This is a genomic window from Streptomyces macrosporus, assembly GCF_039533145.1.
Lineage (GTDB): Bacteria > Actinomycetota > Actinomycetes > Streptomycetales > Streptomycetaceae > Streptomyces > Streptomyces macrosporus.
On record NZ_BAAASZ010000003.1, the window covers coordinates 48,233 to 62,445 of the forward strand.

General features: G+C 75.0%; 15 protein-coding genes. 6 read left to right on the forward strand and 9 right to left on the reverse strand.

The window, feature by feature from the left end; translation table 11 throughout:
• Window positions 1-101: 101 nt before the first annotated feature.
• The 5 genes from ABD335_RS00640 to ABD335_RS00660 all read right to left on the reverse strand — a co-directional run bounded on the left by ABD335_RS00640 (window position 102) and on the right by ABD335_RS00660 (window position 4,444).
• Window positions 102-389 carry an SHOCT domain-containing protein gene (locus ABD335_RS00640; protein ID WP_425583509.1) on the reverse strand — a complete coding sequence of 96 codons (288 nt, stop codon included), beginning with the start codon at window positions 387-389 and terminating at the stop codon, window positions 102-104.
• Window positions 390-534: 145 nt separating this feature from the next.
• Entirely contained in the window at window positions 535-1,041 is a 507-nt protein-coding gene (locus ABD335_RS00645) for a GNAT family N-acetyltransferase (protein WP_344320274.1), read from the reverse strand.
• Window positions 1,042-1,126: 85 nt separating this feature from the next.
• Window positions 1,127-2,359, reverse strand: coding sequence for an ROK family protein (locus tag ABD335_RS00650; RefSeq protein WP_344319995.1), 1,233 nt, complete (start codon window positions 2,357-2,359; stop codon window positions 1,127-1,129).
• 178 nt (window positions 2,360-2,537) lie between these two features.
• Complete coding sequence (locus tag ABD335_RS00655) at window positions 2,538-3,203, reverse strand: response regulator transcription factor (protein WP_344319996.1); 666 nt, start codon at window positions 3,201-3,203, stop codon at window positions 2,538-2,540.
• Window positions 3,200-4,444: a sensor histidine kinase gene (locus ABD335_RS00660; protein ID WP_344319997.1), complete on the reverse strand. Its 1,245-nt coding sequence runs from the start codon at window positions 4,442-4,444 to the stop codon at window positions 3,200-3,202. The genes ABD335_RS00655 and ABD335_RS00660 overlap by 4 nt, the downstream gene beginning before the upstream one ends.
• A gap of 49 nt (window positions 4,445-4,493) precedes the next feature.
• On the opposite strand from ABD335_RS00660, the gene ABD335_RS00665 reads away from it, so the two are divergent.
• Window positions 4,494-4,751 carry a hypothetical protein gene (locus ABD335_RS00665; RefSeq protein ID WP_344319998.1) on the forward strand — a complete coding sequence of 86 codons (258 nt, stop codon included), beginning with the start codon at window positions 4,494-4,496 and terminating at the stop codon, window positions 4,749-4,751.
• A gap of 56 nt (window positions 4,752-4,807) precedes the next feature.
• On the forward strand, window positions 4,808-5,596 hold the full coding sequence (locus ABD335_RS00670) for an AfsR/SARP family transcriptional regulator (RefSeq protein WP_344319999.1): 789 nt from the start codon (window positions 4,808-4,810) through the stop codon (window positions 5,594-5,596).
• A 182-nt stretch (window positions 5,597-5,778) separates the two neighbouring features.
• Here ABD335_RS00670 and ABD335_RS00675 read toward each other — a convergent pair whose 3' ends face one another.
• A complete protein-coding gene (locus ABD335_RS00675; RefSeq protein ID WP_344320000.1) occupies window positions 5,779-6,540 on the reverse strand; it encodes a TetR/AcrR family transcriptional regulator in 762 nt (253 codons plus the stop codon).
• 157 nt (window positions 6,541-6,697) lie between these two features.
• On the opposite strand from ABD335_RS00675, the gene ABD335_RS00680 reads away from it, so the two are divergent.
• Window positions 6,698-7,162 (forward strand): nitroreductase family deazaflavin-dependent oxidoreductase, encoded by a 465-nt coding sequence (locus ABD335_RS00680; protein ID WP_344320001.1) that lies wholly within the window; start codon window positions 6,698-6,700, stop codon window positions 7,160-7,162.
• A 45-nt stretch (window positions 7,163-7,207) separates the two neighbouring features.
• On the opposite strand, the gene ABD335_RS00685 is transcribed toward ABD335_RS00680, so the two are convergent.
• Window positions 7,208-8,416 carry a geranylgeranyl reductase family protein gene (locus ABD335_RS00685; protein ID WP_344320002.1) on the reverse strand — a complete coding sequence of 403 codons (1,209 nt, stop codon included), beginning with the start codon at window positions 8,414-8,416 and terminating at the stop codon, window positions 7,208-7,210.
• Window positions 8,417-8,578: 162 nt separating this feature from the next.
• Between ABD335_RS00685 and ABD335_RS00690 the strand changes: the two genes are divergently transcribed.
• Complete coding sequence (locus ABD335_RS00690; RefSeq protein ID WP_344320003.1) at window positions 8,579-9,940, forward strand: dipeptidase; 1,362 nt, start codon at window positions 8,579-8,581, stop codon at window positions 9,938-9,940.
• Window positions 9,941-9,988: 48 nt separating this feature from the next.
• On the opposite strand, the gene ABD335_RS00695 is transcribed toward ABD335_RS00690, so the two are convergent.
• Together ABD335_RS00695 and ABD335_RS00700 are read right to left on the reverse strand one after the other, a co-directional pair.
• Window positions 9,989-11,026: an NUDIX domain-containing protein gene (locus ABD335_RS00695; RefSeq protein ID WP_344320004.1), complete on the reverse strand. Its 1,038-nt coding sequence runs from the start codon at window positions 11,024-11,026 to the stop codon at window positions 9,989-9,991.
• Window positions 11,027-11,111: 85 nt separating this feature from the next.
• Window positions 11,112-12,050 (reverse strand): ROK family protein, encoded by a 939-nt coding sequence (locus tag ABD335_RS00700; RefSeq protein ID WP_344320005.1) that lies wholly within the window; start codon window positions 12,048-12,050, stop codon window positions 11,112-11,114.
• A 217-nt stretch (window positions 12,051-12,267) separates the two neighbouring features.
• On the opposite strand from ABD335_RS00700, the gene ABD335_RS00705 reads away from it, so the two are divergent.
• Both ABD335_RS00705 and ABD335_RS00710 read left to right on the forward strand, forming a co-directional pair.
• On the forward strand, window positions 12,268-13,266 hold the full coding sequence (locus tag ABD335_RS00705; protein ID WP_344320275.1) for a LacI family DNA-binding transcriptional regulator: 999 nt from the start codon (window positions 12,268-12,270) through the stop codon (window positions 13,264-13,266).
• 167 nt (window positions 13,267-13,433) lie between these two features.
• The gene (locus ABD335_RS00710; protein ID WP_425583510.1) at window positions 13,434-14,201 is read left to right on the forward strand and encodes an SDR family NAD(P)-dependent oxidoreductase; all 768 of its coding nucleotides are present in this window, start codon (window positions 13,434-13,436) and stop codon (window positions 14,199-14,201) included.
• Window positions 14,202-14,213 lie beyond the last annotated feature (12 nt).

A 14,213-nucleotide genomic window follows, 5' to 3' on the forward strand; every position in this document is an offset into this window, starting at 1 on the left:
GCCCGTCGGAAAGTCGGGCGGGCCGGCGGGCGACCGCGTGGCCCGGGGGCCGCGGTGCCGCCGCCTTCGGCGCGGCGTACGGCGACGCCGAAGGCGGCGGGTCATGCCGCGTCCCCCCGTGCCCGGTTCAGCACGGACAGCCGGCGCCGGTACTCGTCCTCCTCTATCTCACCGGCGGCGAAGCGCCTCTCCAGCAGGGTGACGGCGGAGGGCTCGTCGTGGGCGGCGCGGGCCTTCCAGGGGCCGCGGCCGTACCGGGCGGCACGGGCCGCCAGCAGGATCAGGCCGCCGATGACGAGCGCCCACACCAGGGGCACGAGCAGGATCCAGGGGCCGGGTCCCCCGCCGCCCCAGTGAGCCGGTTGGTACAGGATGTCGATGGCGTCCACGGTGGTTCGGCTCCTCGGTCGGAACGGTTGGTCCATCACCTCCGAGCCTCGTCCTCGGCGGCCCCGGTGTCGTCGTACGGCCGTCGGCTCCGTCCCTGCTCCGCCGGGAGTACGGCGGCCGTCCCGCCGTGCTCCCGGCCGCCGCTCACAGGTCGCGCCGCATGCACACCCGTGGCCAACGGTCCAGGCCGTGCTCGGCCTCCCGGCGGCGGATCTCCCGCAGGCCCGGGGTGAGTTCGGCGTCGTCCAGGCGGCGGAACCCACAGCGCTCGTAGTACGGGGCGTTCCACGGCACCTCGGCGAAGGTGGTGAGGGTCAGCGCGCGTCCCCCGCGCGCCGCCGCCCACCGCGCGAGGTGGTCGATCAGCGCCCTGCCGATGCCGCGCCGGGCGCTGTCGGGGTGCACGGACACCTGCTCCACGTGGATGTGGCCGTCCACCGGCTCGGCCATCAGGTAGGCCACGGGGCGGTCGTCCCCGTCGGCCGCGACCCACAGCCCTCCCCGCTCTGCGTACGCGCGCAGCGTCTCCAGGGACGGGGGCTCGTCGTCGGCGACGGCGTCCATGCCCAGATCGCGGAAGCACAGGCCCGCGGCCCGCTCCACGTCCCGGAGCACGGGCAGGTCACCGGCGCGGCCCGGGCGGATGCGCACGGACCGCTCGGGCCGCTCGGCGCGCTCGGGCCGCGTGTGCTCCGCGTGTCGCGGCCGCCGCGGGTGTTCCACGGAATCCACCGGCTCAGCCTCCCAGCACCGCCATCGGATCGTCCAGGACGGGCTGCCAGGCCAGTTCGGCGGCACCGACCAGGCTGCTGTGCTCCAGCGCGCAGGCCAGCACCGGCACGGTGCCGCTCCGCCCCCACAGGCTGCGCTCCGCCATGACGGCGTGCAGTCGTTCCCCGTTGACCTCCAGCAGGGCGCTGTGCAGTCCGCCGAGGATGATCCGGTCCGGGTCGAGGATGTTGACCAGTCCGGCCAGGCCGAGGCCGAGTCGGTCGATGAGCAGGTGGGCGGCGTCGCGCACGGCCGGGTCGGTGGCGTACTCCGTGCGGAGCAGTTCCAGGGCCCGCCGGAGCATGTTGGTCTCCGGTCCCGGTTCGCGGCCGGCCGCGTCCAGGAACGCCAGCGGATCGGTCTCGACGTCGAGGCAGCCCCGCCCGCCGCAGTGGCAGGGACGGCCGTCCGGGTCCACGGTCAGGTGACCGACCTCCAGGGCCAGGCCCGAACTGCCGGTGTGGAGGCGGCCGTCGAGGACCAGCGCGCCGCCGACGCCGCGGTGCCCGGTGGCCACGCACAGCAGGTCGCGGGCGCCGCGTCCGGCGCCGTGGCGGTGCTCGGCCAGGGCCACGAGGTTGATGTCGTTGGCGGCGTGGCCGGTCAAGGGGGCGTCGCCGGACGGACCGGGGATGCGGGCCTCGGCCAGGCACCGGGTGAAGATCTCGCGCACGGGCACGCCCGCGGGCCAGGGCAGGTGCAGCGGGTTGAGGGCCGTGCCCTCGGGCTCGGCGACGGAGGAGGGCACGGACAGGCCGGCGCCCAGGCAGCGCCGTCCGGTCTCGCGCAGCAGGCGGGCCCCGACGCCGACGACCTCGGCGAGCACCTGCGCGGGGTCGGCCTCCACGGTGAGACTGCCGGGCGCGGTGGCGACGATCCGACCGCCGAGTCCGACGAGGGCGGCGCGGAACCCGTCGGCGTGCACCTGGGCGGCGAGGACGACCGGCCCGTCGGGGTTCACCGACAGCCGGTGGGAGGGGCGGCCCTGGGAGCCGGCGGCGGCCGTGGGCCGGGAGTCGACGGTGATCAGCCCGAGCGCCTCCAGTTCCGCGGCCACGGCTCCGGCGGTCGCCCGGGTCACACCGAGTTCCGCCGTGAGCACCGCGCGGGTGGGCGCACGGCCGGTGTGCACGAGTTCCAGCGCCGGGCCGAGGGCTCCGCGGCCTCTCTCCAGCCTTGTCGTACGCGTCGGGGTCACCGTTCCATTCTCTCTTTGTGCCGCTTCCGAACAAAGCGGGGTGGCCCGTGGAAACCGGGCGGGAGAACGCCTCGGCCGCCGACCCGCGGCCCCGTCCGGGCACGGAAGGAGGGCGTGCCGGACGAGCGGCTGCCGGACCGGTTCGCCGAGGGCCGCCGGCCGCCGCCTCCCGGCGGCGTCACCCCAGCCAGCCGGGGCGGACCAGGCCCGTCTCGTAGGCCATGACGACCAACTGGGCGCGGTCGCGAGCGCCCAGCTTCACCATGGTGCGGCTGACGTGCGTCTTCACCGTGAGCGGGGAGACCACCAGACGGCGGGCGATCTCCTCGTTGGACAGGCCGAGGCCCACCAGCGCCATCACCTCGCGCTCGCGCTCGGTCAGCGGGTCCAGCTCCGCGGGGGACCCGGGCTCCCGCGAGCGGGCGGCGAACTCCTCGATCAGTCGCCGCGTCACCCCCGGCGACAGCAGCGCGTCGCCGCCCGTGACGGCCCGCACCGCCCTGATCAGCTCCTCGGGCTCGGTGTCCTTGACCAGGAAGCCGGAGGCGCCGGAGCGGATCGCCTCGAAGACGTACTCGTCCAGCTGGAAGGTGGTCAGCATGACCACCCGCACCGTCTCCAGATCCGGGTCCCCGGTGATGCGGCGGGTGGCGACGAGGCCGTCGAGCACCGGCATCCGGATGTCCATCAGGACCAGGTCCGGGCGGAGCTCGCGCACCCGGGCCAGCGCCTCCTCCCCGTCCGCGGCCTCGCCCACCACCTCGATGTCCCGCTGCGCGTCGAGCAGGGCACGGAACCCCGCGCGGACCAGCGCCTGGTCGTCGGCGAGCAGTACGCGGATCACGGCGTCCCCCCGTCGGCGCCGTCGGTCGTCCCGTGCCGCCCGGGACGCAGCGGCAGGCGGGCCAGGACACGGAAGCCGCCGTCGCCGCGCGGACCGGCCTCGACCGTACCGCCGAGCGCCGCGGCCCGCTCGCGCATACCGACCAGGCCGTTCCCGCCGCCGGCCGGGCCGGTGTCGGTCGCCGGACCGTCGTCGTCGACGCGGATCTCCACCTCCCGCGCGCCGTAGCCCAGCCGCACCCGCGCCACCCGGGAGCCGGAGTGCCGCACCACGTTGGTCAGCGCCTCCTGGACGATGCGGAACGCCGCCAGGTCGGCACCGGGCGGCAGGGGCACCGGCGCGCCCTCGGTCACGGTCTCCACCCGCAGCCCCGCCCGGCCCGCCTGGTCGGCCAGCTCCGGCAGCCTCGCCAGGCCCGGAGCGGGGGCGCGGGGCGCGTCGCCCGGGGCGCGGAGGGCCTCCAACATCTGGCGCACCTCGCCCAGCGCCTCCTTGCTGGTGGTCTTGATGCTGGTCAGGGCGGTGCGGGCCTGTTCGGGATCGGAGTCGAGCAGGGCCAGTCCGACTCCGGCCTGCACATTGATCACCGAGATGCTGTGGGCGAGGACGTCGTGCAGTTCGCGGGCGATCCGCAGCCGTTCCTCCCCCGCCCGGCGGCGCTCGGCGGCCTCCCGTTCGGCCTCCTCCCGGGCCCACTGCTCGCGCCGCGTCCGGACGAGCTCGGAGACGGCGAGCGCGGCCACCATCCAGGCGGCGATGAACAGGTCCTGTCCCCAGTCCGTCGGCGGGTCGCCGGTCGGCGGCAGCCATCGGTACAGCCAGTGGCCGATCAGGAGGTGACCGGTCCACAACATCGCCAACGCGGCCTGCGCCGCGTGCCGGTGTCCGGCGGTGACGGCGGCGAAGCAGCCGACGACGACGCTGAGGAACACGGGCCCGTAGGGGTAACCGGCCCCCAGGTAGACCAGCGCGACGGCCGCGGTGCCGAACGCGGCGAGCCCCGGCCTGCGCCGGCGCCACACCAGCAGGGCCGGGCCCGCCACGAGCAGCAGCAGGGCGAACGGGTCCAGCGGGACCCGCAGCCCCTCCTGCCGGACGGCGGCGAAGTGCGTGCCGACGAGCTGGACGGCGGCCAGTACGAGCGAGGAGGCCCAGGGCAGCCGCCCCGGAACGGGCGGGGCGAGCGGCCCGCGCCGCCACGGCGGGCCGCCGCCGTGGCGGGTGGTGGTCCTGTCGCTCATGGTGACAACGCTAGTCCCGGGCGGGCGGGACGGGCGTCAGCCTCGCGCGGTGCTCGCGCGCACTCCCGGCGGAGTACCTCCCCTCCCCCGGCTCCTCCGGGCCGACCGGGAGGGCCGGGAGGGCCGGGAGGGCCGGGAGGGCCGGGAGGACCGCGCCGAGGAGGACCGCGCCCCGGCGGCGACCGGGGGCGCGGCGCGGCGACCGCCCGCGCGCATCCCCGGGGCGTCGGCGCGCGTCCTCACCGTGCGCGTCTCGTTCCGGTCACGCCCGCGCGGGCCGCCCGCCTTCCGTTGGAAGATCCACTGAAGATCCACTGGAACGCCGTTCAGGACGTAGGCTCATAGGGCAGCGAGGGAGGGCACATGGCTGAGGGTCTGCGATTCGAACTACTCGGTCCGCTGCGCGCCTTGCACAACGGGACCGAAGTGCCGCTGGGGCCGCCCCGGCAGAGGGCGGTGCTCGCCGTCCTGCTGCTCCAGGAGGGGCGACCGATGTCGTACGACGCGCTGGTGAGCGCGGTCTGGGGCGACGAACCGCCGTCGCACGTGAGGAATCTGGCGCAGAAGTACGTCTCCGGTCTGCGTCGGGCCTTCGCGGTGGCGGGCGGCGGATGCTCGGCGCCGAAGCTGGTGTGGACCGGCAGCGGTTACCTGCTGGAGAACGCGCGGATCGACGATCTGGCGGAGCGTCGGACACTGCTGCGCGAGGCGTTGGCCGCGCGCGAGTCGGGCGATCTGCGCCGGGCCGGTGCGCTGGCCCGGGAGGCGGAGGAGCTGTGGCGCGGCGAGTTCGCCGAGGGGCTCACCGGGCCGTACCTGGCCGGTGAGCGCCGCCGGTGGGCGGAGAAGCGGCTGATGGTGCTGGAGGCGCGGCTGGAGGGCGACCTGGAGCTGGGCCGGTACCACGAGTGCGTCCACGAACTGGTACGGCAGGTGGCGGAACACCCCTTGCGCGAGCGGCTGGTGGGGCTGTTGATGCTGGCCCTGTACCGCAGCGGCCGGCCTTCGGACGCGCTGGTGGCGTACGAGGAGGCCAGACGCCGGATCGCGGAGGAGATGGGGTCGGAACCCGGCCCGGCCCTGCGGGACCTGCACACGCGGATCCTCCGTCAGGACCCCTCGCTGCTGCCGACGTCGGTGCTGGCGTCGTGAGGCCGGGCCGGGCGCCGCGCGCGGGTCGGGGTCGCGAGGCCGGTACGCGGCGACGGACGGCCTGACACCCCGCCGGCCGTGGACGCCCTGCCACGGCCCGCCCGCGTGGGCGTTCCCGGCCCGCCCACGCCTTGCTCGCCGCTCGCCGGCCCCCGGCGCACCGTGGCCGCGCGCCCGGGAGGTCAGGGCCCCGGCGGTGGCGTCGCCGGTTCCCGCTCTCCGTCTCCGTCCGTCAGGCCGACGTCTCCGTCCGTCAGGCCGACGGCTTCGGCCAGGCGGGCGACGGCGTGGTCGAAGAATTCCTCACGGGCCTCGACCACCCGGTTGAACTGACCGAACACCTCGAAGCCGACCAGACCGAACAGCTCGGCCCAGGCCGCGACGAGCGTCGCCGTCACGGGAGCGGGCAGGTCGACGTCGAGCCGGGCCGTGAGGCGGTCGGCGTCCTCGGCGACGGCCCGCGGGACGGACGTGGCGGCGGATTCCCGCAGGAGGCCCGCCGCGCGGGCGTCGCGGGCGACGGCGATCAGGGCGAGGCCGACGCGCGAGGCGGGGGCGACGGTGGCCTGGGGGGCGGAGTAGCCGGGGACGGGCGAGCCGTGGATCAGCGCGTACTCGTGCGGATGGGCCAGGGCCCACTGCCGTACGGCCCGGCAGACCGCGCGCCAGCGGATGACGGGCCGGTCCCGGTCCGCCGCGGCCAGGGCTCGTTCGGCGGTGGCGCCGATGGCGTCGTAGGCGTCGACGATCAGGGCGGTCAGCAGCTCGTCGCGGTTGGGGAAGTAGCGGTAGAGCGCCGAGGAGACCATGCCCAGCTCGCGGGCGACCGCGCGCAGGGAGAGCCTGGCGGCGCCCTCCCGGGCGAGCTGCCGGCGCGCCTCGTCCTTGATGGCCGCGGTGATCTCGGCGCGGGCCCGTTCCCTGACTCCTCGGATCGCGTTCATGGAACCAGTGTGCCATTTCCGGATCGGCGAACACAGACGAGAGCACTGCTCTTGTTCTGCCGCGCGCCGGCGTGTAACACTGATCTCAAGCGAGAGCGGTGATCTCTTTTCCGAGTGCCGATCTCGGACGATGGGTTCTCTCTCCGAGGAGGCCGACGTGGCCGCACAGCACGACGGGCAGCACTACAGGAAGACCGGCGCGCTCACCGACTCCGTGCTCAACAGGGCGGTGGGCCGGCTGATCCGGTGGGGCATCGGCCCGGCCGGCGCCCGGACCCTGGCGGTGCGGGGGCGCACGAGCGGCGAGTGGCGCACCACTCCCGTCAATCCGTTGGAGTTCCGGGGCGAGCGGTACCTCGTCGCACCGCGCGGCCACACGCAGTGGGTGCGCAATCTGCGGGCGGCGGGCGGCGGCGAGCTGCGGATCGGCGGGCGCGTGGACCGGTTCACGGCCGTGGAACTGCCGGACGCCGAGAAGCCCGCGGTGCTGCGGGCCTATCTGAAGAAGTGGCGGTGGGAGGTCGGCGCCTTCTTCGACGGTGTCGGCCCCTCCTCCACCGACGGGGAGCTGCTGGCCACAGCCGACCGGCACCCCGTCTTCCGGATCACCTCGGAAGGGTGATCCGGAAGACGGGGACCGGGGGCCCGGGTCCGTCCGCCGGCTCGCTCAGCGGTCCAGCTTCTCCAGGGCCCGTCGGGCGAGGGGGTGGGTGCGGACGAGTTCCCCGAGGGTGGTCGTTCCCCGCGTGATCCTCGCGAAGGCGTTCCAGGCGGGGCGGAAGCCGGTGAGCACCGCGTGCAGCATCCCGGGTCTGTGGGCGAAGACGGCGTGCATCCGGCTCCCCACTCCCATCTCCACCCCCAGCCCGGACTTGATGGCGAAGGCGTAGTTGAGGGCCTGGCGACGGGCGTCCACCGCGTCGTGCGCGTCGGCGATCCGCACCGCCCACTCCCCCGCCAGCCGTCCGGAGCGCAGGGCGAAGGAGATGCCCTCGCGCGTCCACGGCTCCAGCAGTCCGGCGGCGTCGCCGCAGACCAGGACACGGCCCCGGGAGAGCGGGGAGTCCGCCGACCGGCAGCGGGTGAGATGCCCCGAGGAGATCGCGGGCTCGAAGCCGGCCAGTCCGAGACGGGCGATGAAGTCCTCCAGGTAGCGCTTGGTGGCGGCCCCCTCGCCGCGGGCGGAGATCACCCCGACCGTGAGCGTGTCCCCCTTGGGGAACACCCACCCGTAACTGCCGGGCAGCGGGCCCCAGTCGATGAGGATGCGCCCCGCCCAGTCCTCGGCCACCGACGGCGGCACCGGGATCTCCGCCTCCAGTCCCAGGTCGACCTGATCGACCTTCACCCCGACATGGGCTCCTATCCGGCTGGCGCTGCCGTCCGCGCCGACCACGGCGCGGGCCAGGACCGTCCGGCCGTCGGCGAGGACCACGGCGACGGTGCGGCGGTCGGGGACGGCCGGGCCGTGCTGCTCGACACGGGTGACGGTGACGCCCGTCCACAGCTCCGCGCCGGCCTTCTGCGCGGACTCCACCAGGGCGTGGTCGAACTCGGGCCGGTCGACCAGCCCGAACAGCATGTTCCGGGAGCGGCGGGTGCGGGCGAACCGGCCGTTCAGCGAGAACGTCACGGCGTACACCCGGTCGCGCAGCGGAAGTTCGAAACCGGGCGGCAGAGCGTCCCGGGAGGGGCCGATGATGCCGCCGCCGCAGGTCTTGTAACGGGGTAGTTCGGCCTTCTCCAGCAGCAGGACCCGGCGACCGGTGACGGCCGCCGCGTACGCCGCCGAGGCCCCGGCCGGCCCCGCCCCCACCACGACGACGTCCCACACCGAATTCTGCCGGTCCGTACCCTCGGCGTTCTCGCTGCTCACGTGTGTTACCGCTCCCGCTCTGCCGCTTCCGGTTACCGCCGCATCCTAGGACCTGCGGCCGTCGGAGCCCTCTATGGGAGTATCGGCATCATGCACGTGCCTGCCCTTCGGCGACCCCGTCTCCCAGGCACACAACGCAGCAGCACAAAGGAGCGTTCCCCCATGGCGCAAGCACTGGCAGCCACCGTCGCCTCGCTGATGCCCCAGGCCCGCACCGAGCTCGCCGAGCTGGTGGCCTTCAAGTCGGTTGCCGATCCCGCGCAGTTCCCGCCGGAGGAGTGCGCGGCGGCGGCCCGGTGGGTGGCGGACGCGCTGCGCGCCGAGGGCTTCACGGACGTGGCGCTGCTGGACACCCCGGACGGCACCCAGTCGGTGTACGGCTTCCTGCCCGGCCCGCCCGGCGCGCCGACCGTGCTGCTCTACGCCCACTACGACGTGCAGCCGCCGCTGGACGAGGCCGCCTGGCTGTCCCCGCCGTTCACGCTGACCGAGCGCGACGGGCGGTGGTACGGACGCGGCACCGCCGACTGCAAGGGCGGCTTCATCATGCACCTGCTCGCGCTGCGCGCGCTGAAGGCCAACGGCGGGATACCCGTCGGCGTCAAGGTCGTCGTCGAGGGCTCGGAGGAGATGGGCACCGGCGGTCTGGAGCGCTACGCGGAGGAGCACCCGGAGCTGCTGGCCGCCGACACGATCGTCGTCGGGGACACCGGCAACTTCCGCCTCGGGCGCCCGACCGTCACCGCGACGCTGCGCGGGATGACCATGGTGACGGTGCAGGTGGACACCCTGGAGGGCAACCTCCACTCCGGTCAGTTCGGCGGCGCCGCCCCCGACGCGCTCGCCGCGCTGATCCGCACCCTGGACTCGCTGCGCGCCCAGGACGGTTCGACCACCGTCGACGGGCTGTCGGTGGACTCCTCCTGGGAGGGGTTGCAGTACTCCGAGGAGGACTTCCGCGAGGACGCCAAGGTGCTCGACGGGGTGGAGCTGATCGGTTCGGGCACCGTCGCCGACCGGATCTGGGCCCGCCCGGCCGTCACCGTGCTCGGCATCGACTGCCCTCCGGTCGTCGGCGCCACCCCGTCGGTGCAGGCGAGCGCGCGGGCGCTGGTCAGCCTGCGGATTCCGCCGGGGGTGGACGCCGTCGAGGCCGGCAAGCTGCTCACCGCCCACCTGGAGTCCCACGTCCCCTGGGGCGCGCGGGTGCGCGTGGAACAGGTGGGCCAGGGCCAGCCGTTCCGCGCGGACACCACCAGCCCGGCGTACACCGCGATGGCCGAGGCGCTGCGGGAGGCGTACGACGGCGCCGAGATGGAGGTGGCCGGGGAGGGCGGCTCGATCCCGCTGTGCAACACCCTGGCCACGCTCTACCCCGAGGCGGAGATCCTGCTGATCGGCCTGAGCGAGCCGGAGGCGCAGATCCACGCCGCCAACGAGAGCGTCTCGCCCGAGGAGTTGAGGCGGCTGTCGCTCGCCGAGGCGCTGTTCCTGCGCAAGTACGCCGAGTCCCGGCGCGGCTGACGCCCGTGCCGCCGGTGTGTCCGCGCCGCGGGCACGCCGGCGGCGGTCTCACGTCCCGACCGGTACGCCCGCCTCCAGGTTGAGCGTGGTGCCCCACTCGCGTGCCCGCAGGGCCCAGCGCAGCCGGTCCATCCGCACCGGGGGGAGCAGCCCGGCGGCCTCCTCCTCGGTGACGAAGCGCCAGCCGCGCAGCTCCGCGCCGGGCAGCAGCATGTCGTGCGCGGCGGCCGCGGTCAGCAGACCGCCGTCGAAGAGGAGCCGCAGGCCGCCGTGGCCGGGCGGTCTGGGCGCCTCCCAGTCGACGACGAGCAGCCGCGGCGCGGCGTCCAGCCTCAGCCCCAACTCCTCCGCCACCTCGCGCACTCCGGCGCGGGCGGGCGGCTCGCCGGGCTCGACGACACCGCCGGGGAACTCCCAACCGGGTTTGTAGGTCGGGTCGACCAGCAGCACCCGGCCCTCCTCGTCGAACAGCAGGACCCCGGCCGCCACGGTCTCCGCGGTCGGTTCGGGGGTCTGCACGATGTCACAGACGCCGGCTCCGGCCCGTACCGCCTCCGCCACCCGTTCGGCGGTCTGCCGGGGGGTGAGGGAGGAGGTGTCGACGGTGTGGGCGTCGGCCGCCAGCCAGGACAGCGCCCGCCGGTACGCCGGAAGGCGTTCCAGGCACCGGGCGCGCGCCGCCGTGCCGGCCTCGCCGTGCGCGGAGCGCTCCTCGCGCCGGGCGACGCGCTCGCGAAGGATCGTTTCGTCAACCTCCAGCAGCACATGGCGCACGGAGATGCGGCGGGCCGCCAGCCCGCCGAAGATCTCGTCGCGGTACTCCTGTCGCAGCAACGTCATCGGGGTCACCAGGGTTCCGCCCACCTCCTGGTGGAGGGCGGCGGCCGTCTCCACGACGAGCCGCCGCCAGGCGGGCAGGTCCTGGTAGTCCGACACCTCGTCCAGACGCTTCCGCGGAAGGATCTCCCGCAGTTCGTCACCGATCCGTTCGGGATCGAAAAGGACGCTGTCGGGAAGCATCTCGACCAGTTCACGAGCCACGGTGGTCTTGCCCGCACCGAAGGCGCCGTTCAGCCAGACGATCACGGGTCCCCCTCTTCCGTCGTCCCCGGTTCACTGCCCGCTCCACCCCGCCCCGGAAACGCGCCGCCGCCTCCGGCGCCGCTCACGGTCACGGACGGCCCAACGCCTCCCGGCAGGCCGCCGCGGCCCCGACGAGACCGGCGTCCGTCCCCGTGCCGGCGGGAACGACCTCCAACTCCCGTACGAAGGAGAGGGTGGCGTACTCCCCCAGGATGCGGCGCAGCGGCGCGAACAGCACCTCGCCCGCCTGCGCCACTCCCCCGCCGACCACCGCGATCTCGATCTCGACCAGGGTCGCGGTCGCGGCGATCCCGGCCGCCAGCGCCCGCGCGGCGCGCTCGAAGGAGGCCGCGGCCACGGGGTCTCCCGCCCGGGCGGCGGCGGCGACCGCGGCGGCGCTGGTGTCGCCGTCCGGCCCGGGCCGCCAGCCGTCCGCCAGCGCCCGACGGGCGATGTTGGGACCGCTGGCGATGCCCTCCACGCAGCCGCGCGCCCCGCACGGGCAGGGCTCGCCGTCGAGGTCCACGCTGATGTGGCCGATGTGACCGGCGTTGCCGGTCGGCCCGGGGTGCAGCCGTCCGCCGAGGACCAGGCCTCCTCCCACCCCGGTGGAGACGACCATGCACAGGGCGTTGTCCCGACCGCGCGCCGCGCCCTGCCAGTGCTCGGCGGCGGTCATCGCCACGCCGTCGCCGACCAGGTTCACGGGCAGCTCCCCGATCCTCTCGCGCACCCGGGCGACCAGCGGATAGTCCCGCCAGCCGGGGATGTTCACCGGGCTCACCGTGCCCCGCCGACCGTCCACCGGGCCGGCGCTGCCGATGCCCAGGGCCGCCACGCGCCGCCACTCGTCCGCGTCCCGCAGTTCGTCGAGCACCTCGGCCACCGCCCGCATCACGCCGTCGCCCGGCTCCCGCGAGGGGGTGGGCCGCTGGACGCGCAGCAGCAGCCCGCCGTCGTCGTCCACCAGCGCGCCCGCGATTTTGGTGCCGCCGATGTCGAGGGCAGCGAGAAGATCCTGGTCCATGAGCGGCAAGTCTCACCCATTTCTGACAACGTTGTCCACTCTCTTCGCCCGTCTCTTCGCCGGGCTCTGCGCTCCCGTTTCCTCGCTTTATGCTTCTGCGTCATCCGTGCACGCACGCGTCACCGTCGACGGCAGAAGACGACAGAACAGGACCGCAGTGGCCGACTCCGCCCGACCCGCCCGACCCGCCCGGCGCCGCTACGGGCTGCGCCCCACCATGAAGGACGTGGCCGCCCGCGCCGGGGTCGGCCTCAAGACCGTCTCCCGTGTCGTCAACGGCGAGCCCGGTGTCACGCCCGACACCGAGCGCCGCGTGCAGGAGGCCATAACCGCGCTGGGCTTCCGCCGCAACGACAGCGCCCGCATCCTGCGCAAGGGCCGCACCTCCAGCATCGGACTGGTCCTGGAGGACCTCGCCGACCCCTTCTACGCCCCGCTCAGCCGCGCCGTCGAAGAGGTCGCCCGGGCGCACGGCGCGCTGTTGATCAACGGCTCCAGCGCCGAGGACGAGGAGCGCGAGAGGGAGTTGGTGCTCGCCCTGTGCGCCCGGCGCGTGGACGGCCTGGTGATCATCCCGGCCGGCGCCGACCACCGCTACCTGGAGCCGGAGATCGCCGCCGGCGTCGCGACCGTCTTCGTGGACCGTCCGGCCGCGCGCATCGAGGCCGACGCGGTGCTCTCCCGGAGCTTCGAGGGCGCCCGCGAGGGCGTCGCCCACCTCATCGCCCACGGCCACCGCCGGATCGGCTTCATCGGCGACCTGCCGCGCATCCACACCGCCGCCGAGCGGCTGCGCGGCTACCGCGCCGCGATGGCCGAGGCGGGGCTGCCGGTGGACGAGTCCTGGGTCGCGCTCGGTCCGACCCACCCCGAGCGCGTCCGTGCCGACGCCGAACGCATGGTGGAGGGCCGGGGATCGGCCGCGGCACCGGTCACCGCGCTGTTGACGGGCAACAACCGGGTGACCGTCACCGTGGTGAGGGTGCCGGCCGTGCGGGAGCGGCGCGTGGCGCTGGTGGGGTTCGACGACTTCGAGCTGGCCGACCTGCTGACCCCGCCGGTCACCGTCATCGCCCAGGAGCCCGCGCTGCTGGGGCGCAAGGCGGCCGAACTGCTCTTCCGGCGACTGGAGGGCGCCGACGACGCGCCGCGGCGCGTGGAACTCCCCACCCGGCTGATCCCCCGCGGCTCGGGGGAGATCCCGCCACGCTCCTGACGCACGGACGGACCGGGCATCCGCTCCCCGTCCCGGGCGCGCACCCTCGCGTACACCGGCCCGGCGAGACCCTCCGGGGCGCCGAGGACGGCGGGGAGGGTGCCGGCGGGCCGCCTCCCGCGGTCGCTTGACCTTGACGCGGGCGTCAGGGTCGGACGATGACCGCCATGGACACCGACAACACCTCACGGCACAGCGGCAGGACCGTCCTCGTCACCGGGGCCGGCACGGGCATAGGACGGGCCACGGCCCGCGCGTTCGCGGCCGAGGGCGCGCGCGTGGTCGCGGTGGGACGGCGCGTCGGGCCGTTGGAGGAGACGGCCGACGGCCGGCCCGGGATCACCCCGCTGCCCGCCGACATCACCGCCGAGGGCGCGCCCGAGCGCATCGTCCGCGCGGTGCTGGACTCCCACGGACGGCTGGACGTCCTGGTCAACAACGCCGGCATCGTGCTGGGCGGTCCCCTCGACACCCTCGCGCCGCGGGTGATCGAACCCCTGCTCGCCACCGATCTGGTCGCGCCGGTCCTGCTGGCCCGGGCCGCTCTGCCCGCCCTGGAGACCTCGGGCGGCGGGGTGATCGTCAACGTCGGCACGTCCGTGGGTCAGCGGGCCTGGCCGGACAACTCCCTCTACGCGGCGGCCAAGGCGGCGCTGGACTCGCTGACCCGCAGCTGGGCCGTCGAACTGGCGCCCCGCGGCATCCGGGTCGTCGCGGTCGCGCCGGGCGCGATCGACACCCCGATCGGCGAGCACCGGGGGCTGACGCCGGAGCAGATGGCCGAGGTCCGCGCGTGGCAGTCGGCGCACACCCCGCTGGGCCGGATCGGACGGCCGGAGGAGGTGGCCTGGGCGATCGTCCGGCTCGCCTCCCCGGAGGCGTCCTTCGTCACCGGAGCGGTGGTCCCGGTGGACGGTGGGGCGGTGGTGGCGTGAGGGTGGTGCCCC

Coding starts and splice junctions, on each gene's coding strand:
- ABD335_RS00660 (WP_344319997.1), bottom strand. CDS start 4,444: ATGAGCGACAGGACCACCACCCGCCACGGCGGCGGCCCGCCGTGGCGG.
- ABD335_RS00670 (WP_344319999.1), top strand. CDS start 4,808: ATGGCTGAGGGTCTGCGATTCGAACTACTCGGTCCGCTGCGCGCCTTG.
- ABD335_RS00675 (WP_344320000.1), bottom strand. CDS start 6,540: ATGAACGCGATCCGAGGAGTCAGGGAACGGGCCCGCGCCGAGATCACC.
- ABD335_RS00690 (WP_344320003.1), top strand. CDS start 8,579: ATGGCGCAAGCACTGGCAGCCACCGTCGCCTCGCTGATGCCCCAGGCC.
- ABD335_RS00700 (WP_344320005.1), bottom strand. CDS start 12,050: ATGGACCAGGATCTTCTCGCTGCCCTCGACATCGGCGGCACCAAAATC.
- ABD335_RS00705 (WP_344320275.1), top strand. CDS start 12,268: ATGAAGGACGTGGCCGCCCGCGCCGGGGTCGGCCTCAAGACCGTCTCC.
- ABD335_RS00710 (WP_425583510.1), top strand. CDS start 13,434: ATGGACACCGACAACACCTCACGGCACAGCGGCAGGACCGTCCTCGTC.